Source organism: Mesorhizobium sp. 113-3-3 (assembly GCF_016756495.1).
Classification (GTDB): domain Bacteria; phylum Pseudomonadota; class Alphaproteobacteria; order Rhizobiales; family Rhizobiaceae; genus Mesorhizobium.
The window spans coordinates 99,686-117,838 of record NZ_AP023244.1 but is presented as its reverse complement, the minus strand read 5'-3'; the positions used below and the strand labels follow the sequence as shown (position 1 = coordinate 117,838).

Genomic DNA, 18,153 nt, shown 5'->3' with positions numbered 1-18,153 from the left:
TGCTGGAGATCGACGGCGCGATGGATATGGTGGACGAGTGTCTGGCCGTGGCCCGTAGAGCGGGGATCTCCGTATAGACATGCCCTGGAAACCGTGACCGCTCCCGCCCGCACTATGCCCGATCAATAGTCCTCGATGGGCCCTGGATCTGGGCGTGCGGCAAGAAAAGCGAGATCGACCGGCGAACCGGGCGCTGCACACGGTCAAGCTGGTCGAGGCGAAGGGGGCACAGCCATGATGCTCAACTGCGTTGCCCCGCAACGCGGCAGGAATTCGGTTCCAGACCCGATTTGGCTGTGGCCGGCGGTCCTCACATCGACGCCGCTGGTCAGGAACCGGGCCGCCACTTGCTGATCACTGCCTTTTTTGCCAATTGCACTACATCCAACGGCCTCGGGACCTGTCACAAGCCCAAGGGAGAAAGCCGGGGCAAAGTATCCCCTCGCCTGTCACTGTGAAGAAGATGCAGGCAATGCTGTTTCAGGCGCATGAACTCGCCCGAGGCGATGATCTCGGTCATGCGCGGCCTCTCGAAAGGCACGGTGATTTCCTGGTGGATCCGGCCGGGCTGTGCCTGCATGACGATGATCCGGTCGGCGAGCAGCAGGGCTTCGTCGATATCATGGGTGACGAATAGGATTGTCTTGCGGAATTGCTCCCAGATATCGAGCAGCAATTCCTGCATTCGAAGCCGTGTGAGGGCGTCAAGCGCCCCGAAGGGCTCATCCATCAGCAGCAGCCGTGGCTGGTTGACGAGAACACGCGCGATCTCGACGCGTTGCTGCATGCCGCCGGACAACTGGCCGGGATAGCGCCCAGCAAAGCCGTTCAGACCGACGAGATCGAGCATTTTCTCCGCCTCGAGGCGCCGCTGCCGGCGCTTGACGCCGCGCATCTTGAGGCCGAAAGCGACGTTGTCGCGCGCATTCTTCCACGGAAAGAGCGTGTGGTGCTGGAAAACGATGCCGCGTTCCGGATGGGGGTCTTTTACGGGCTGTCCGTCGACCGAAAGGACGCCGGCAGCTGGCTTGATATGTCCCGCCAAGGCGCCGAGCAGCGTCGACTTCCCGCAGCCGGATGGCCCCAGAAGACAGACGAATTCGCCTGGGGAGACTTCGAAGCTCGCATCACTGACGGCTTCGAACGCACTGCTGCCGCGACCCAGCCGGATCGAAACATGATTGGCCTCGATACGGCCCGTTGCCGCGCGAAAGCTGCGCTGATGGGTCGTCATTTGGTGTCCTTCGTGTGCCATGGAAGAAGTGCCGCCCCTGCCGCTCGCAAGAGGGCGCTGCTTCCCATGCCGAACAACCCAATCAGGATCATGCCGACGATGATTTCAGGATAGTTTTGCAGCGTGTAGGATTCCCAGGTGTAGTAACCGATACCGAACTGGCCGGCGATCATCTCGGCGGTGACGAGACAAAACCAGGACGTGCCCATGCCGATGACCAGGCCCGTGACGATGTTCGGCGCCGCACCTGGAATAATGACTTCCAACAGCATCGCGGTCCGGGTGCTCCCCAGGCTGCGCGCAGCCGCGATCAGCCTTGGATCGACGCTTTCCACGCCATGGACGGTGTTGAGCAGGATCGGAAACAACGCGCCCGTGAAGGTGATGAAAATCATCGAGAGTTCCGACGACGAAAACATCAGAACCGCAAGCGGAATCCAGGCGACGGCCGGGATCGGCCGCAGGAGCTCGAGCGGGGCTTGCAGGAAATCTCCGAGCCACCGCGAGCGACCGATGACGAGGCCGAGGCCGATACCGATCACGGCGGCGATGCCAAAGCCGGCCAGAACCCTTTCCAGGCTGCTCGAAATATGGGCAAAGAACTTGGGCGAGCGCAGGAAATCCAACGCTGCCGACACGACATCAACCGGCAATGGCACATTCTCGAACGTGACAATACCGAGATTCAGTCTGAGGCTCGATGCCATCTGCCAGAGAATGAGGCAGATGGCGACGGATCCGGCCCGGCGCAACCAGCGCCCAAGGTGGAAACGCGGCATTGCCAGCCTCAATTGCTGGCCATGATCGAGGCCTTGGCGGCAGCGAAATCCAGCACCTTGCCACCATGATCCCTGGCCCATTTCGCGGCGGTTTCCTTCAGCAGGAAGGCGCTGACTTCGCCGCCGTCGGCACGCACGAACCAGGCCTGATTGCCGAGCAGCTTGATACCGCTTTCACGGTCCTGCGCATAAAACACCCGGACCGGCTTGCCCTCACCTTCGATGGCCTTGAGCGCTTTGAATGCGTTCTGCGGCGACGCATAGTGTCGGACGAGCGGCTCACCCTGGACCCAGATCTCAGCAACGCGCTTGGGATCGCTGATCGCTTCACCGGTGGCAGCATCCTTGGCATTCAAAGGCAGCTGGGCATAGTTCTTGAGCGAGGCATCATAGTCGAGCCCAGACGCCTTGAATGCGGCCTTGATGAACCGGTCATCGACAAAGCTGTTCACGTCGAGCGACTGGTCGGTCTTTTTCAGGAGCCTCAAGGTGTCGATCGCAGTGGCGACAGCCTGGCGGTATTCCGGCTTCCACGTGAGATCCCGGGTCTGAAGCCCGAGCGGTCCATGGAATAGGTATTCGACCTCGGCTTCGACGCCCGTCACCTTGGCGATCAGCTCACTGTATTTCTCCGGCTCCTTGGCGATCAACTGATCGGCCTCGATTGCGGCGCGAAGATAGGCAACAACGATCTCGGGATATTTTTCGGCATAGTTGGCATCGACCAGAGCACCGTGGAAAGTAGGCGTCTTTGCCTGCGATCCGTCATAGATCTTGCGGGCGAAGCCGCGCCAGGGGAAGAGCTCGGCAAATGGGACAAAATCGGCATGCGCGTCGATCTGGTTTGCCTGGAGGGCCGAGCCGGCAACTTCAGGCGCCTGGGTGATGATCTTCACGTCGCTTTCGGCGTCCCAGCCCTGCGCCTTGACGGCCCGCAGCAGCATGCCGTGCGAGGTCGATGCGAATGGAACGGAGATGGTCTTGCCCTTGAGCTCCGAGAGCGACTGGATGGGCGAAGCGGTCGGTACCACAATGCCGTTGCCGCTGCCGTTCACGCTGCCCGACAGCACGGTGATGAACAAGCTCCTTCTTCCGGCCTTGATATGGGCGAGACCGTTGAACGAGCCGGGGAAATCCGCCATCACGCCGAAATCAAGCTTTCCGGCGATCTGCTCATTGGTGATCGGCGCGCCGCTCGTGAAGTTCTTCCACTGAATATCATAGGTGACATCCTTATACTTGCCGTCGTGCGGCAGGTATTTGTCGAGCAGCTTCAACTCACGGATCAGCAATCCGCCCGTGGCGGTATTGATTGTGGTGTCCTGCGTGCCGATCGCCACGCGGATGGTTTCGGCATCCGCGGCAGAAGCGAATCCGGCCGCCACAAGGGCAAGGGCAGCCAAGTGTGTGCGAAAATTCATGGGTTTTACCTCGTGACTTGATGCCGGCATTCGGCGGCTGATTTGCTGACCCAGTGGCGATTGCCAAACCGCTGTCCCGCAATTTTATGTGATGGCCGAACTGAAGGCATAAGCAATTACTTGCACGCTTTCGGAGCCAATTTCGATCGCCGGAGTCCGCGGCGATTTCAAATTCCTCTTGCTAAAACAAAAGGTTACGCTGGCGCCGTTCGAAATTGAGACAAGAATCATCTAAGTCAGGCATGAACGGCGCAAATCCATTCCTTTTTTGTCTATAAAATTTATATACTTTTTACGCGTTTTCACGACGTACAAGGAGCCGGGTATGAGCCTCGAAATGCTTTCGACCAATTTCGAAGCTGAGCGTAAGAAACGTCAGCCGGTGCTCGAACTGCCGGAGCAGGTCGTTCTTCCCGGCGATCGTGCGCTTTTTCTCAGCGAAAGCGTGGAAGGGCTCGACGACGGCGCGCATTTTCTCGATACCCTGACATCGGACGAGTGGGCGAAACTTAGGGCCCATGGCCGACGTCTCGCTTTTGCGACCGGTCAGGCGATCTTCACCCAGGGCGATAGGCACGGTGGCATTTCCATCATCGAAAGCGGCCAGGTTCACGTCTTCTACACGGCACCGTCAGGACGCGAAATCACGCTGGCCTACTGGACAGCGGGGCATTTCATTGGTGGTCCCGAAATGACCGGCGGTGGAATCCACATCTGGTCGGGAGAAGCATTGAGTGAATGCCGGATGCTGTTCATACCGGCCAACGCGTTGAGGAAGCTCGTCGTCGAGCTTCCGAATTTCGCCCTCTGCCTTCTGCAGGGGCTTGCCGCGAAAGGCAGATGCTATTCGGCGATGGCTCAGATGCTCGGCACGCGTTCGGTGATCGAACGTCTGGCGCAGTTCCTGATGAATCTCGGTAACCTTCATGGCGTGCGCGACGGACGGGCAATCGTCATCAATGCCAAGGTGACGCATGACCAGATTGCGGCCATGGTCGGCTCCACACGCCAATGGGTGACGATGATGATGAAGCGCTTCCAGAAGGAAGGGCTGGTAACGGTGACGCCGCGCCATATTCGTATCGAGCGCCCTCACAGCCTGATGGAAATGGTTTCGAAGCGCGCGGCGGGGTGAGACGGCGCTTCGGCTTCCACTAATCGAGCCGCGTTAGCGCCCAGCGAACGGTCTTGCGTACGTCCGGATCGGCATCGCCGATATGCGCCATGAGAGCATCCCGCGACAATGGATCGGCGATTTCACCAAGCGCCGCCGCGGACTCCTTGCGCAGCGAAGCCAAGTCGCTCGTCAACAGCTCGGAAATCTGCCGTACCGCCGATTGCGCCTTGAGCTTGCCAAGCGCATTCAGGCATTTTTGCCGAACCTGCCAGTAGTCGTCGGAAAGGCCGGCGATCAGTCCGGCGACCCCCGAGGTCTGGCCGATACGGCCGAGCGATTCCGCCGCCGCGGCCCGCACCTGCCAGGTCTCATCGTCGAGGGCAGCCGTCACGGCGACAGCTGCGGCGGGCTGGCTCGTGAAGGACAAGGCGTTGACCGCAACGGACCGAACGGTGGCATCGGCATCGCGCGTCGCGGCGATGAGGGACGGCAAGGTCTCTTCCAGCTTGAGATAGGCAACGACGCCGAGCGCCTGTGCGCGCACATTGGCATCTTCATCCCGCATCGCCGCCAGAGCGGGGCCGAGTGCCCCACGCGAACGCAACGCTTTCAGCCCGCGAAAACCCGCAGCCCGGACGAAGGCGCGCCCATGACTGACGAGCGGCAGAATGGATTCAGCTGCCGCCGGATCCTTCAGTTCAGCAAGGCTATCGGCTGCCGCCTGCGCCACCGTCAAATCCTCATCCGCCACCAGGCGGGCAAGGCCCGCAGCCGCCTCAACGGCGTCGAACTCGGACAGTGCGATCGCCAGCTGCAAACGCACTGTCGCGTCGGGGTCGGCAACTGCCGCCAGGAGATGCGGCAGCACATCCGCGCTCGCCGTCTCGGCAAGGTCGATCACGGCAAGCCGTCGCACAGCCGCGTCTGCATCGTTCAGACGCTCGCCGATTTCCTCGATGTCGCCAAAATCTTCGAAGGGATCGCATGCAGTCATGTCAGCGCAACAGATAGGGGATGTTGACGGTTACAGCCCCGGTCGGACAATCCTTCTCGCACGGCATGCAGTACCAGCACTCGTCGAATTTCATATAGGCTTTGCCAGTGAGATCGCTGATGCGCAGGACATCCAGTGGGCAGACATCGACGCAGACCGTGCAGCCCTTGTCGGCGATGCATTTTGCCTCGTCCACGACGACGGGAACGGTTGTAGGTGAAAGCGCAAGCGGCATGGTTTTCCCCGTCAGGCTTGATTGGAAACGCGCAGACGGTCATAGGCTGTCCGCTCCTCGTTCTCGATCGGAACGATGTAGGGTTGGATTGGCCGCTTCTCAGAAACCAGGCGGCCGTCGACCTTGCGCAGAAGCGTATGGCAGAACCAGTTGTCGTCATCCTTTTTGGGATAATCGACGCGGTTGTGATAGAGCCCCCAGCGGCTCTCCGTCCGGAAGAGCGAGGCATGCGCCGCCATGTCGGCGCAGTCGAGAATGGACGACACTTCGAGCGAACGCATCAGCTCATGTGCGTCGCGTGCGACAAGGGCGGTTTCGAGATCATCCCTGACCTCGGCGAGCCGCGCCTGGCCGATCTGCATCCTGGCCGTCACCTTGGGCGGCTGCAGATAGTCGTTGACCAGCCGCCTGGTCTTGTATTCCAGCTGGTTGGGCGGGATGCCGTCCTGGCGCCGCGTCGGCGCCAACACGCGTTTGCGCTCCGCCTTGACGAACTCGCTGTCGAAATCCGGAAGGTTGGTTTCCAGCGCGACTTCGGCAGCGTGCTCGCCGGCGACGGCTCCGTTGGTGAAGGCGCCGAGCATATAGTTGTGGGGCACACTCGCCATGTCGCCCGCGGCGTAGAGGCCCGGCACCGTGGTCCGGGCGTATTCATCGACGAAAACGCCCGACGCGCTGTGACCCGAACAGAAGCCGATTTCGGAAATGTGCATTTCGATCATCTTTTCGCGGTAATCGGTGCCCCGCGCCTGATGGAACCTGCCGCGCGACGGGCGCTCGACCTTGTGCAGGATCTCTTCGATCTCGCCGACCGTGTCGGCATGAAGGTGGTTGAGCTTCAGGAACACTGGCCCCTTGCCCGACTGTAGTTCGTTGTAGAATTCCTGCATCATCTGTCCCGACCAGTAGTCGCTTTCGATGAAGCGATTGCCTTCACTGTTGGCGGTATAGGCTCCGAACGGACCGGCTACGTAAGCGCAAGCCGGGCCGTTATAGTCCTTGATCAGCGGATTGATCTGGTAGCATTCGAGATTCGCGAGCGCGGCACCCGCATGATAGGCCATGGCATAACCGTCTCCGGAATTGGTCGGATTCTCATAGGTTCCGAAGAGATAGCCGGAATGCGGCAATCCGAGCCGGCCCGCCGCGCCCATGCACAGGATCACGGTCTTGGCACGCAGCACGAGGAATTCAGCCGTGCGCGTGTTCACAGCGATGGCGCCCGCGATCCTGCCGTCGTTGGCAGTCAACAGGCGCGTTGCCATGAAGCGGTTGGAGACCAATATCCTTTCGCGTCTGATCTGCCGGTAGAGCGCCTTCTTGACGGTATCGCCATTGGGCATCGGCAGCACATAGGTTCCCAGATGGTGGACCTTCTTCAGGTCGAAATCGCCATTGGCGTTCTTCTGGAAACGGATGCCGAAACGGTCAAGTTCCTGGATGATGTCATAGCAGCGCGAGGCATATTTGAAGACCGGCGCCTGATCGACAATGCCGTCATTGGCGATCGTGATCTCCTTGGTGTACTGCTCGGGCGTCGCATATCCCGGGACGACGGCGTTGTTCAGCCCGTCCATGCCCATGCAGATAGCTCCGGAACGCTTCACATTGGCCTTTTCGAGCAGGACGACATTCAGAGCGGGATTTTTCTGCTTCGCTTTGAGCGCCGCCATCGGTCCGGCCGTGCCGCCGCCGATCACCAGCACATCGCAAATGACTTCCGACAGCCCTTCGACAAAATTGTCCATTCTCGTTCCTCACGCCGCAGAATCGGCGATTTCGCGCAAATAGCTCCAGGGATAGATGCCCCGGTCGTGCCCGTCGGAGAAAACCACACGTATGGCATAGGAACCGATCGCGTCTGCACTCGTCACCGTGACGGTGTCGAACGAGCAGTTGTTACCTTCGATGTCCGCCCGCACCTGCAGTGCCGCGCGGCTGCGAGCCCGCAGCGTGGAGGCCGGAATCAGCGAGACCGCACCGTCATCCCATGTAACGGAGAGAAGGCTGCGCGCCGCACTGACCTTGAGTTCAAGAGGTATCACGTCGTTCCCTGATGGTTCGCCCCATCTTAGGGAACAGCGGAACGTGGACACGCAATAAATTGCCTGCCTGCATTTGCTTTTTGACCCGGCGATAGGTCCGGCTTGCTGCCGCCCACGAGCCGATCAGCCTATTTGGCGCACCCTCGTTGGCGAAAAGCCATGTTCCTGCGCCAGATCGGCGTAGCGCTTGCCCTTGAGAAAGCCTTCGACCAGGGCGACGTTCCTGTCGACGGTGGGGCTAAATCCCCCAACAGGCGCGCAGTTTTCCAGTGTCAGCCGTTAGTGCATCCCGATTGTTCGCGCCCCGGCAAACCTTACCAGCCAAGTCGGTGCTTGGAAGACCCCAGCTCAAGTCGTGGTCTTGAACAAAGCGTACATCAGCGGAGAGCGGACGCATGGCCGTGTGCAGCCCGTGCTTAGGGGCGGACACAAGCCACATTTGGTGCCGGACAGCGTTTAACTGTCACTGGCGCGCCTACTTCGCGGTACGAAATCGGCCTCACTCTGGCGGTACCGCCAATGCGGTATTCGCCACTTTCTTCGCAAGTTCATCCATCGTCGCAATCAGATCATTGACCTGGGTCGTGGTCATATCGGGGTCATACCGCGTTTCCAAATATTCGCGGTCGCCCGTCAGTCTAGCCAAATGGTCCGCAGTGCGTTTTCGAAGAACTAGGCCGAAGCTGGCTGCAAGGTGGGCCCGTTGCGCTAAATCGTGGTGTAGCCCGCGTATTCGCTTCAGACTCATTCCTGAAGCGGCGAGATGGGCGTTGAGGTATAGTTCAATTGCATGGATCGCGACGAGGCGGCAAGGTGCGCGAGATGTAGGTTCGCCCTTCCGGCCGAGCTTCAGAAGGTGATGTGCCGCCGCGCGATACTCGCTGGCAAGACGCAGAAGGTCCGAGGCTCTGGCATTTTCGCCCGGGTACGATGATGCATCCATTGTCGTCAGAGTTTTGACCGGCGCCAGCCGGCCGCTCGCGCTTCGGCTTCGCTGCAGAACCACCGCTCGCCCTTGGCCTCCGTGACCTTCGTTACGCCGTAGTATTTCTGCCCGGGCAGATGATAGATGCGCTCGCCTCGGGCCGAGATGTTGCCTTTGATATTGCAACCTGAGCCGAGAAGACCGAACCCTGTCGACTGCTGGCTGACCGTCTCTGCCTTGTCGGCGTTGGCCGCACGCCAGTCCCAAGGCTCGTCAAATCGGCCCTGCCAGAGACCGCGATGTGCGGCCTTTGCGGAGGCTTGCTCGGCTGCGAATGCTCCCTTCGAATAGCGAGGCCAATCCAGAGCGAGGCCCTGGTCGACAAGCCACTTCTGCACACTTTGACGGTCGGCTCGATAACAGTCGCCAACGAGCCGGCCGTACCGGTCACGATCGACAAATTTGCAATAAAGCGGTCGCGATGCAGCCAGGAATTCGTTCAGAGCCTGGGCAGCTTGTCGACCGCAGGGGTATTCGAAACCTTTGGCGTCGTCGCAATATTGCTGGCTCTCAGGCGCATCGATGCCGTTGAAACGAATGCGCTGGCCGGCAATCTCGATAGTGTCACCATCGATGACCGAAGCGCGCCCGCCCATGGGTGGAGGTAAAGGTTCCAACCAGGTCAATATTGGCGACGGCAAGCTTGAGCCGTGCGTAATGAGATACTGAGTGGCGAAAGCGGCGGCAGCGGCGACAGTTACGAAGACAAGCCGCGTAGGCGCATTGAAGCGCCGTTCTGGACACCGTCCAGTGCTTTTGCGCTTGCGCCAGCGGTCAGCCTGGTCGGCACCTATGTTAAGCTGGCCTTTCCCCACGCCCCACTCTCCCCCATCAGTACTATGCCCCCAGCAGAAATTGAGCACAAGCAGGTGGTAATGTGCTTCGCCAAGACGGCCGCGCGGAAAGAAAACTCGGCCGGCCGACCCAAACCCCAAGCCCATGACCCGGCGAGATTGACGACACGACCCCCCGAACGGGACCGGTGGAGGAGTACCGGCGATCACTCCGGGTGCAAAACCGGTGCCAGCATTTTGGTTCAGAAACGAGACAGCGCGCGCTAGGATTTGTCAGATCGTCTTGTCAACGAGTGGTTTCTTTCTCGCTGGCGGCACGTAGCTCGTCACCAGCCGCACCACACCGATGTCCACCGTGACCGGCGGGGACAGGTTCACCGTGACTGTCTTCTCATCGACACGAAGGACGTCGCCGCTCAGTTCGATCGGCTGGCCTTTCTTCACTGTCGGTGTTGTCGCCGCCCGCAGCCCGAAGACGACGATGTGAATAATCCACAGAGCCGTCGCCGCGCTCGCGAGGCTGACGACCGCCAGCGTAAGCGCTGGATACGATTGCTCTAACCCCGCGGTGATTACTATGGCGCTGGACACCAATGCCATGGCTGCAACGAATGATTGGCGCATGCACTTTTGGCATTGACAGAAACCCCATAGGCGGAGCGAGACTGACAGATTGCGGTTGGTGCTTCCTTCTTGTTGCGCCTTTACGCGCTCGTCATAGGCCGAGCGCATAGTCTAATTGGATGCGTCGCGCGGGCGGACAAACTATATTAGCGAAGTCGAACGTGCGCATATCCCAAATAGGGGGTGCCTTCGTCCTGAGATTTTTTCGACATTAGTTAGGCAGCAGAGCCAGCAGGTCTAGCGAGGTGTGCTGCCCTATCTCGGTCCAAGCCGGATAGGGCAGCTGTTCGTCTGCCTGCCGCGCGCGGTGAGCCTTCAGCTCCGCGACGGTGCTGGCCGACAGCGCACTGTTCTGGCCCCGCCGCTCTTCAGCTCCTTAATATCTCACGCCGTCAGTCGGTCTGCGAAATTGTCGTTCCCGTCAGCACCGCGACAAGAGATGCCTTGCGCGTGGCCATGGTGCGACTTCCCGAGGGATGCCCAATCCAGACAAATGGCCGCCTGACCATAACCCAATCTCGCACATGAGGCCGGCGTGAGCAGGGCGACCGCCAACCGTGCCACCGAAATCCTGACCGGCCATCGGGAGGCGATCGCTGCCGAGAGAGTGAGAGGCCGGGCGTTGGAGGCGAGCTTGAAGGGCCTGGAGAGGAGCGGAAATTCGCCCGCGCTCTCCTCGCATTCGCGGCTCTGGCGGCGTTCTGCGCCGCCGCCTCGCAATTGCAGCCTCCTCTGTGCCGCTGCCTGTTTGAAAGGGATCTGAGATCATGAAAACCAAAATTTGGATTGTATCAACTTGCACACCTGAGAGGGGCGAAGGCCCTTGTCTTCCTGAGGCGTTTGGCACGGAAGAAGCTGCCGATGCGCGCCTGGAAGAGGCAATGCGTGATGAATGGCAGATCGCCGGCATCTTTGATGAAGAAGGTACCGGCGAATTGCCCTACCCGGGCGACTGGCGCGAGGCCCAGAGGAGACTGCATTCGTTCCATGAAGATGGATCATGGGGAACCTGGCAAATAACTGCGCATTTGGTCGATATCGGAGACCCGGTACCAGACCACGCCAGCGACACCGTTGACGCTCTCGTCCAGGCGGAAAGCTTCATTCGCGGATTCGAAGACGACGAGTTACAGGAAGGCATAGCCGACATCCTCGCAGGCCTTCGCGCGGCAATTCCGCGTGAGCAGGCGCGGCCCGACATGCTGGCGGCGCTTCATGCCGTCATGCGGTGCGCCAAAGGCGAATTGGAGCGTCCTGTCACGCAACGCGCGCCGTGGGGCGAAGCGCAGAGGCTGGTCGAGGCCGCCATTGCGAAGGCGGAAGCCGCTGGCACCGAGGCGTCGGCGCCAGCCATGCCCGATCACGCCAGCGACTTGCTGACTGCTCTGGTGGAGCTTGATTCGGTGGTTTCTGAAACGCCGCCCAATGGTACAGCCGCAGACTATCACGAATGGACCAATGCTCAAGCCAGCCGGCTCGAGCTAGCTTGGCGCAAGGCACGCGCCGCCATAGCCAAGGCTGAGCGCCAAGGCCCTGCCGTTCGTGTTTCTGATCTGCTGGCGGTGCTGAAGCTCGCCGTGACCGATTGGCCACAATTCGACGCCCCGCCGGCACTAAGGCAGCCCGGATGCCAGCCAGACGGCGAAACGGACGTCAACGGCGGCGATTTGGTCGAATGGTTTGGCAATTGGCGGCGCGCGTTCGTCCTGCCGGCGATCGCCAAGGCGGAGGGCCGGGCCAATGGCTGACACTTCCGAGCGCCTCTACAATTGCTGCACCAACTACGCCGCGCCCGATTGGAAGCGATTCGAACGGCTCGAATTGGCCGGATGCGTCGACGATCCGGACGAGCCAGGCCACACACTCGGCAACCAGCCGGCCAAGGCTGCCGAATTCTTCACGGTCTACGGGCGGTTTCCAGAGCCCGACGGCACGTGCGAGGCCATCACCGACATTGAAGACCCGCGTGACGCGCTGGCGGTCGCTGGTGAACTGGCGCTGATTTCAGGCCTTCGCGTCATTGTATGCGCTACGCTGGGGGATCGCTGATCATGGCCCATCTCATGACCAAGGAACGAGCTTAGTCGGCATGTCGCCATGCTGATCTTGCCCGTGGCCGCCACGCTGATCTTCGCTTGGCTTCTAGGTGCATCCTGATCGCCCGTTTTTCTCAGGATTTAACCTCCCCAATCGTGGAGCTAGATGAAAGGAAAATGCAATGAGCGACTTAATTGACTTCATGAAAGTGCCCAACAATCCCGTGGGGCGGCCCGCGCCGCCGTCAAGGCGCTTCGCTTCGCTCGGGACTGCCTGAAGGTCGCCGGCGCCCCACGCGCAGCCAAAAAGGCACGCCTGGCACTGTCATCGGCCGAGGGTGCTGTGCGCCACGCCGAGAACAAGGCGCTGTGGTCATGACCGACAATTCTAAGCGCAAGAGAGTTCTCCTGCTCCACTTCGGCCACAGCGCGATCAAGGGCATGACCCATGAGGTTCGAGAGGATGGGCTTCTCGGGTTCGCGCTATTCCTTGGTCCCAAGAAGGAGTGCCTTCAATGGATAGCTGACCACCATGCTGAGTGCGTGAACCTGCACCTATGGGGCGATCAGTTGCCCGCACCGCAACGGCTCGCGGTAGGGGGAAGCTGACCATGGCCCGTTTTCTCAACCACTACCGCTGCGAAGAATGCGACCGTTTCATGGTCCGACGAATGGGAGTGCCAGTGTGATGACGAATGCCCGAATTGCGGGATCGATTACACGTGATTGAATGGTGATGGTGCTTGGATTGAGACTCGCCGGATTGGGTTAAGGCTCCTATATCTGGGCTTTCCCCCGAATGGAGGTGACCTTTGGCAAACGCAACTGGCATTATTTACGACCCGCCTCGGGCTGGTTTCCCCTACCTCGCGGCGGTCTTTATGGACGGCAAACTCTTGCACTGCGAACCGGTCGCCTCGGTTGCCGAAGGTGAGGCGATGCTTGCCGAGGTCATGAGAGAGATGCCGGAGATGGTTAAGAAGGCGCAGCAGGGCGAGGACTGACGCTCACCTCCGAGCTTTTTTCTCGCAACTATCGTTGAGGTCGCTTGCGAGATCTTGGCCATCCTCGAATATCGCCGAGCAGCCTCTGAACCTCGACCGTTGTCATCCCGACGGTGGCCCAATTACTGGAGTTTGCCCATTTCTCAAATGAGACTGGTCGATGCGTTTTGCCGTTATAGGCTTGCATTGACACCGGCTGGCCTGGACCCGGATCGCTTTCATCCTTGAAAAATTCATCGAAGAGATAGTCTGGACACTCGACACCACTTTTGATGCCGATGCGCACTTGGTCGAGCTTGCCGGCACGCATTCGCTCGAAGATACGTCGCACATATTCTTCCGCGTCGACAAGCCCGGGCAGCACCGTTGCCAATGTGCTGTCTCGTGGCAGAGTTTCGGCGGTCATTTTGCCCTTATCGCGTCGAGCATGGACGACAAGGCGGCGCAGCCTCATACAACGACGCTTTGATCTAGCATCTCCATATCTGCGATCGCTAGACGTTAGCAGCCCTTGTAACCGGGGAAATCCGGGCGCCGTCATATCCCTCCCTAAGCAGCCTCCTCAGCAAAGACGGCGCCTCGGCTGTCGGCAACGTAAACTTTATGAAAGGGCTGGGCACCTCGGCGTCGCCACGCCGGAACACCGTATTTCCGAAGGTGGTGTTCCTGGCCTCGGCTCAGAGAGTCACAAAGGCTACGTCAAAGAGTAGTGCGGTCCGTCGCTTCTTGAAGTCCATTCGCGCGCGACCTTGTTGGGCTTACCGGGGTGAAAAGTCCTTCTGCGCCGCCAAGTTCGGGTTCCCAGCGTAGGGCACTCCCCCCGCCGCCTCATCGGCTTTTGTTAGCGCGTGCAGCCGGATCGTAACCCAAATGGGTGATGCGGCATGGGGACCCGACAGACAAGCTTGTCCCCCGAAACGCGAGAACAGGCGACAACACGGAAGGTGCCAATGCGAGGGATGCTTATCGCCACACTCAGTCTGAGCCTAGTCTATTTCGGCCCAATCGCTCCGGCCCGGGCCGATACATTCGGGACACTCGCTTACAACACATGCACGAGAGACGCCCGCTTCATGGCCAGCTATAGGCGGATGCCGCCGGGCAAGGCCATGGTGGTAGGATTCACGTCGACTCACAATGGTGGCTGGCGTGCCGAGTGCTATTCGCAAGGTAACCTGAGATCCGGGCAGGCGGCCCTCAATGCCGCTTACCAGGTCTGCAACAGGAACCGATGGGCAGACTGCTGGTCTGTCTTCGTCGGTAACAAGTTTACAAGTTCAGGTCGGAACATTCACCGTCTCGCAGTCGCCGACGCGGCCGCCCCAAGGCCAGCCCAGCGTCGAAATTGGACCAATGGGGACCAACAAGTTGTCGAAGGCGTGATCGGCATCCTCGGCGCCGTCGTCGGCAGCGGTGCGCTAAATAGAGGCGGAGGCGGCGGCAATCGTTCATACAGCCCTCCACGGAGCAACGGTGGAGGCGGCAGCAGCGACGATTGCGATTGGTCGACCGGGGCGTGCTCCGCCAAGTGATAGCCATGGCCGCCTTCCGACGGATAGGCGCAACGGCTTCCGGATCTTTCGCTGATGGTGCAAGAGGTATTGAAACGCGGCACAGGGGTCATGTGTTCTGTAGGCGATGATCCTGATGGACGCCGGTCGCGAAAAGCAATGACGAATGAGCGGGTAGTTTCTGCACTAACGTAGTTCAAGAACGTAATTGTCGTAACGGCACTCGACTATCGCACGCGTATGCTTTTTGAAGTTTGAAGCCTTCCTCGACCTGCCTCGCAGATCAGCGCCCAGGCAACCTTCAGGCTGACATGTTGTCCCTCCAGTTTGCCGAGGCCTCCACATGCGGTCCTGCGCGCGGACCGCGTCTATAATAGTAGGCTAGAGCACATTGAGCATGGCAGCGGCAGATTTCCCGTCTCCCCTTGCCCTCCGGTCAGGTGGAGATCGGTCGGCCGGCCGTTGGCATAATCACGAGCGCGCGGAATTTGGTCGAAAGCCCGCCCCATGCAACCATCCCATCGGCTGGGCGGAAAGCCGATGCGGATCCAGAAACCCTTCTAGCCTTCCTTGCCTTCACGCCCGATGTAGGCGAGGCAGCCGTTCCATTGCAGCAACGGCTGTCCGCGTCCCCCGATATCGGAAATGGCCAAGCGATGGATAGACTGCACGCGGTTCGCCGAGCCGTTACCCGAGAACTCGGGAATAATCTGGCCGCTGGGTCATCTGCATTCCTTAGGTGCCTCTGCGGTCGGCCGGCTCTCCTATTGGCGGCGTTCAGGCCATTCGTCGGCGCCAAGACTGTTGATGTTCCGCTCGACATCGAACGGGCCCTCGACGCGCCAAAATAATTTCCCATTGGCATGATCTCTCAGCCCACGGCCGCCACGGTTCAGTCGGGATTACATGCGAGACACCGCTTGCCAATATTCGGATAGCAAAGGTTCGCAGAAAATGAGTGGGGTGGCTGGATCAAATGAAGATTTGGCTGCACCAACGACCTTTGCGCCGCTCATGCAGCCGACCTTTCGTTCGATCTGGCTCGCCACGCAGGTTTCCAGTCTCGGCTGGCTAATGCAGACTGTTGCCGTCAGCTGGCTGATGGCGACGATCTCAACGTCCGATCTGATGGTGGCGCTGGTCCAGGCTTCATCGAACCTGCCCGCATTCATTTTATCTGTCTTCGCCGGGGTGCTCGCCGACAATTTCAGCCGTCGCAGGGTGATGTTCGCCGGCCGCTGTCTTATGGTGATCGCCTCTGCAATGCTGACCGCGTCTGTTGCGCTGGGCTTTGTCAGTCCGTGGATGATCCTCGGCTTCAGCTTCTTGATCGCATCTGGCGGCGCCCTCAACGATCCGGCCTGGCAGGCCTCGGTTGGCGATATGGTAGACCGACGCGATGTTCCGGCTGCCGTCACTTTGCTTTCCGTCGGCTTCAACACTGTGCGGACCGTGGGCCCGGCGCTCGGCGGCATCGTGGTTGCCTCATTCGGGCTTCTGACCGCTTTTACCGTGACCACCCTCACCTATCTGGTCCCATTGGCGACCATATGGCGCTGCAAGTGGAAGGTGCGCTCCTCGCCTCTGCCGCGTGAGTCGATGAGGACGGCGATCTATGATGGGCTGCGCTTCACGGCGATGTCGTCGGAAATCAAGGCTGCGATCGCACGCGGAACCCTCTTTGGCCTGGCGAGCATCGCCATTCTCGCGCTGTTGCCGCTGGTTGTCCGCGATCAGTTGGGTGGAGGACCGCTGGCCTATGGCACGCTCATGGCCGGCTTCGGGACCGGTGCTGTCTTCGCAGGCCTCTCCAACAGCACATTCAGACGGAGCTTGTCGCAAGAACGGCTTATGACTCTCGCTTGCGTCGCCTGTGCGGCATGCTCACTCTCCTTGGCGCTGACGTCTTCCATCGTAGTGGCGGCAATTGCGCTCGCCTTGGGCGGCGCGGGCTGGGTCACCGCCTGGTCCGGCGTTGGCGTGAGTGTGCAGTTGGCGAGCCCGCGCTGGGTCGTAGGACGCACAATCTCGATCTACTATGCCTTGATCGACGGCGGCATCGCGGCCGGCAGTTGGGTGTGGGGCACGGTGTCCCAGACCTATTCCGTGGCTTGGGCTTTGGAGGGCTCCGCCGGAGCCCTGCTGCTGGTTGCTGCAGCTGGGGTCCTGTTCCCACTTCGTGAGCGCCACGAGTCTGAGCCCGATCCTTTGGAGGCATTCGACGCCCCGGCTGTCGCCCTCAATCTGAAGCCGAGAAGCGGCCCGATCGTGGTCAAGGTCGAATATCTGATAGCCGAGAAAAATCTCGAAGCCTTCCTCGACCTCATGCGGCAGCGGCGTCATGTCCACAGCCGCGTCGGTGCTCGGAATTGGACGCTCCAGCGCAACCTTCAGAAGCCTATGCAATGGACAGAGACATTCCGCACGCCGACCTGGACCGACTACCTTCGGTTAAACCATCGTCTCACGGAAGTAGACAAGGAACTGGACGGGCGTGTCTTCCAGCTACACGCGGGAGAGGAAGCGCCTCAAATGACGATTTCGATTGAGCGGCCGACAAGCTCGGCCCGCAAACCAGAGCTTCACCTTCCTCGGCATTGAAGTCATTGTTCGCACTCGCGAACTGTTGCGGGCGGCGCCATAGGTCCGGCCGCTACGGGAATGGATGCTCATCCAGGACACAACAGAAATCCGACTCTGTCGTCGTGCTTTCGCTGACGCCAATTCGCGGCGCAAATTGTTGTCGGATTCATAAATCCGTTGCGACGATTTCGTACATCAAGGAGGCAGCTTTGTTTTTGCCTCTAGTCTGCAAAAGGATCAAAAAATGTCCAAGTTTCCCGGCAAGACCGAAACGATCGACAACGCCGACTCCCCTACCTTCGAGCCGTCCAAGGCTGCCGAGCAAGTTCGCGCAGTCGCTGAGCTGGGCATTGAACGGTCGAAGGAAGCATTTTCCAAATTGAACTCGGACGCCGAAACGGCTCAAACGGCTTTCGAGTCGACTTTGGAAACGGCCAGGACCACCGGCAACGATGTGGCCCTGAAGATAATTGCCGCTCTGCGAGCCAATGCCGAAGCTGGCTTCGCGCACGTCGAAGCACTGGTTGCCGTGAAGTCGCCATCCGAATTCTTCGAACTGCAGGCCGCCTTCCTGCACAAGCACATCGAACAGTCCGCCGAACAGGCCAAGGCCCTCCAGGCATTGATGATGAGAGCTGCCGAAGACGTGTCCAGGCCGATCAAGGATGGCTTTGAGAAGGCTTTGAAGGACCTCAAGGTCGCCGCCTGATTGCTTCAGCAATCGGGACGTCCCTACCTCGTCGACGAGCCCACGATAGGCAAGCCGGCACCTCGTGCTGGTCCTCTTCCAT

The 18,153-nt window shown here is 60.0% G+C and carries 17 protein-coding genes; 6 read left to right on the top strand and 11 right to left on the bottom strand.

The window, feature by feature from the left end; translation table 11 throughout:
* Positions 1 to 403 precede the first annotated feature (403 nt).
* Genes JG746_RS34700 through JG746_RS34690 form a run of 3 tightly spaced genes read right to left on the bottom strand, consistent with a single transcriptional unit; the run spans position 404 to position 3,434 of the window.
* Positions 404 to 1,234: an ABC transporter ATP-binding protein gene (locus JG746_RS34700; RefSeq protein ID WP_199202290.1), complete on the bottom strand. Its 831-nt coding sequence runs from the start codon at positions 1,232 to 1,234 to the stop codon at positions 404 to 406.
* Complete coding sequence (locus tag JG746_RS34695) at positions 1,231 to 2,013, bottom strand: ABC transporter permease (protein WP_199202289.1); 783 nt, start codon at positions 2,011 to 2,013, stop codon at positions 1,231 to 1,233. The genes JG746_RS34700 and JG746_RS34695 overlap by 4 nt, the downstream gene beginning before the upstream one ends.
* An 8-nt stretch (positions 2,014 to 2,021) precedes the next feature.
* Positions 2,022 to 3,434, bottom strand: a complete 1,413-nt coding sequence (locus JG746_RS34690; protein ID WP_199202288.1) for an ABC transporter substrate-binding protein — start codon at positions 3,432 to 3,434, stop codon at positions 2,022 to 2,024.
* 325 nt (positions 3,435 to 3,759) lie between these two features.
* Here JG746_RS34690 and JG746_RS34685 point away from each other — a divergent pair, with 325 nt between their 5' ends.
* Complete coding sequence (locus tag JG746_RS34685; RefSeq protein ID WP_244731036.1) at positions 3,760 to 4,569, top strand: Crp/Fnr family transcriptional regulator; 810 nt, start codon at positions 3,760 to 3,762, stop codon at positions 4,567 to 4,569.
* A 19-nt stretch (positions 4,570 to 4,588) separates the two neighbouring features.
* Here JG746_RS34685 and JG746_RS34680 read toward each other — a convergent pair whose 3' ends face one another.
* The 7 genes from JG746_RS34680 to JG746_RS34650 form a co-directional block, all read right to left on the bottom strand.
* Complete coding sequence (locus tag JG746_RS34680; RefSeq protein WP_199202287.1) at positions 4,589 to 5,545, bottom strand: HEAT repeat domain-containing protein; 957 nt, start codon at positions 5,543 to 5,545, stop codon at positions 4,589 to 4,591.
* Position 5,546: 1 nt separating this feature from the next.
* Positions 5,547 to 5,780 carry a 4Fe-4S dicluster domain-containing protein gene (locus JG746_RS34675; RefSeq protein ID WP_031256548.1) on the bottom strand — a complete coding sequence of 78 codons (234 nt, stop codon included), beginning with the start codon at positions 5,778 to 5,780 and terminating at the stop codon, positions 5,547 to 5,549.
* An 11-nt stretch (positions 5,781 to 5,791) separates the two neighbouring features.
* A complete protein-coding gene (locus JG746_RS34670) occupies positions 5,792 to 7,528 on the bottom strand; it encodes a fumarate reductase/succinate dehydrogenase flavoprotein subunit (protein ID WP_199202286.1) in 1,737 nt (578 codons plus the stop codon).
* A gap of 9 nt (positions 7,529 to 7,537) precedes the next feature.
* On the bottom strand, positions 7,538 to 7,825 hold the full coding sequence (locus tag JG746_RS34665) for a gamma-butyrobetaine hydroxylase-like domain-containing protein (RefSeq protein WP_244731035.1): 288 nt from the start codon (positions 7,823 to 7,825) through the stop codon (positions 7,538 to 7,540).
* A gap of 499 nt (positions 7,826 to 8,324) precedes the next feature.
* Complete coding sequence (locus JG746_RS34660; RefSeq protein WP_199202284.1) at positions 8,325 to 8,768, bottom strand: hypothetical protein; 444 nt, start codon at positions 8,766 to 8,768, stop codon at positions 8,325 to 8,327.
* A 5-nt stretch (positions 8,769 to 8,773) separates the two neighbouring features.
* Positions 8,774 to 9,625, bottom strand: a complete 852-nt coding sequence (locus tag JG746_RS34655; protein WP_244731034.1) for a thermonuclease family protein — start codon at positions 9,623 to 9,625, stop codon at positions 8,774 to 8,776.
* Positions 9,626 to 9,877: 252 nt separating this feature from the next.
* Complete coding sequence (locus JG746_RS34650) at positions 9,878 to 10,204, bottom strand: hypothetical protein (RefSeq protein ID WP_199202369.1); 327 nt, start codon at positions 10,202 to 10,204, stop codon at positions 9,878 to 9,880.
* A 791-nt stretch (positions 10,205 to 10,995) separates the two neighbouring features.
* Between JG746_RS34650 and JG746_RS34645 the strand changes: the two genes are divergently transcribed.
* From JG746_RS34645 to JG746_RS34635, 3 genes are all read left to right on the top strand, one after another.
* The gene (locus JG746_RS34645) at positions 10,996 to 11,976 is read left to right on the top strand and encodes a hypothetical protein (RefSeq protein WP_199202282.1); all 981 of its coding nucleotides are present in this window, start codon (positions 10,996 to 10,998) and stop codon (positions 11,974 to 11,976) included.
* Positions 11,969 to 12,277 (top strand): hypothetical protein, encoded by a 309-nt coding sequence (locus JG746_RS34640; RefSeq protein ID WP_199202281.1) that lies wholly within the window; start codon positions 11,969 to 11,971, stop codon positions 12,275 to 12,277. Before JG746_RS34645 ends, JG746_RS34640 begins: the two co-directional genes overlap by 8 nt.
* A gap of 799 nt (positions 12,278 to 13,076) precedes the next feature.
* Positions 13,077 to 13,268 (top strand): hypothetical protein, encoded by a 192-nt coding sequence (locus JG746_RS34635; RefSeq protein WP_199201871.1) that lies wholly within the window; start codon positions 13,077 to 13,079, stop codon positions 13,266 to 13,268.
* A 28-nt stretch (positions 13,269 to 13,296) separates the two neighbouring features.
* On the opposite strand, the gene JG746_RS34630 is transcribed toward JG746_RS34635, so the two are convergent.
* Positions 13,297 to 13,674 carry a hypothetical protein gene (locus JG746_RS34630; protein ID WP_202359582.1) on the bottom strand — a complete coding sequence of 126 codons (378 nt, stop codon included), beginning with the start codon at positions 13,672 to 13,674 and terminating at the stop codon, positions 13,297 to 13,299.
* Between the two features lie 2,059 nt (positions 13,675 to 15,733).
* Here JG746_RS34630 and JG746_RS34625 point away from each other — a divergent pair.
* Positions 15,734 to 17,380, top strand: coding sequence for an MFS transporter (locus JG746_RS34625; RefSeq protein WP_199202278.1), 1,647 nt, complete (start codon positions 15,734 to 15,736; stop codon positions 17,378 to 17,380).
* A gap of 226 nt (positions 17,381 to 17,606) precedes the next feature.
* Positions 17,607 to 18,071 carry a phasin gene (locus tag JG746_RS34620; RefSeq protein ID WP_199202277.1) on the top strand — a complete coding sequence of 155 codons (465 nt, stop codon included), beginning with the start codon at positions 17,607 to 17,609 and terminating at the stop codon, positions 18,069 to 18,071.
* Positions 18,072 to 18,153 lie beyond the last annotated feature (82 nt).

Bases quoted from the DNA above. Each gene is read 5' to 3' on its own strand.
- JG746_RS34645 (WP_199202282.1), top strand. From the start codon at position 10,996: ATGAAAACCAAAATTTGGATTGTATCAACTTGCACACCTGAGAGGGGC.
- JG746_RS34640 (WP_199202281.1), top strand. From the start codon at position 11,969: ATGGCTGACACTTCCGAGCGCCTCTACAATTGCTGCACCAACTACGCC.
- JG746_RS34700 (WP_199202290.1), bottom strand. From the start codon at position 1,234: ATGACGACCCATCAGCGCAGCTTTCGCGCGGCAACGGGCCGTATCGAG.
- JG746_RS34675 (WP_031256548.1), bottom strand. From the start codon at position 5,780: ATGCCGCTTGCGCTTTCACCTACAACCGTTCCCGTCGTCGTGGACGAG.
- JG746_RS34680 (WP_199202287.1), bottom strand. From the start codon at position 5,545: ATGACTGCATGCGATCCCTTCGAAGATTTTGGCGACATCGAGGAAATC.
- JG746_RS34650 (WP_199202369.1), bottom strand. From the start codon at position 10,204: ATGGCATTGGTGTCCAGCGCCATAGTAATCACCGCGGGGTTAGAGCAA.
- JG746_RS34630 (WP_202359582.1), bottom strand. From the start codon at position 13,674: ATGACCGCCGAAACTCTGCCACGAGACAGCACATTGGCAACGGTGCTG.
- JG746_RS34625 (WP_199202278.1), top strand. From the start codon at position 15,734: ATGAGTGGGGTGGCTGGATCAAATGAAGATTTGGCTGCACCAACGACC.
- JG746_RS34690 (WP_199202288.1), bottom strand. From the start codon at position 3,434: ATGAATTTTCGCACACACTTGGCTGCCCTTGCCCTTGTGGCGGCCGGA.
- JG746_RS34695 (WP_199202289.1), bottom strand. From the start codon at position 2,013: ATGCCGCGTTTCCACCTTGGGCGCTGGTTGCGCCGGGCCGGATCCGTC.
- JG746_RS34685 (WP_244731036.1), top strand. From the start codon at position 3,760: ATGAGCCTCGAAATGCTTTCGACCAATTTCGAAGCTGAGCGTAAGAAA.
- JG746_RS34620 (WP_199202277.1), top strand. From the start codon at position 17,607: ATGTCCAAGTTTCCCGGCAAGACCGAAACGATCGACAACGCCGACTCC.
- JG746_RS34670 (WP_199202286.1), bottom strand. From the start codon at position 7,528: ATGGACAATTTTGTCGAAGGGCTGTCGGAAGTCATTTGCGATGTGCTG.
- JG746_RS34660 (WP_199202284.1), bottom strand. From the start codon at position 8,768: ATGGATGCATCATCGTACCCGGGCGAAAATGCCAGAGCCTCGGACCTT.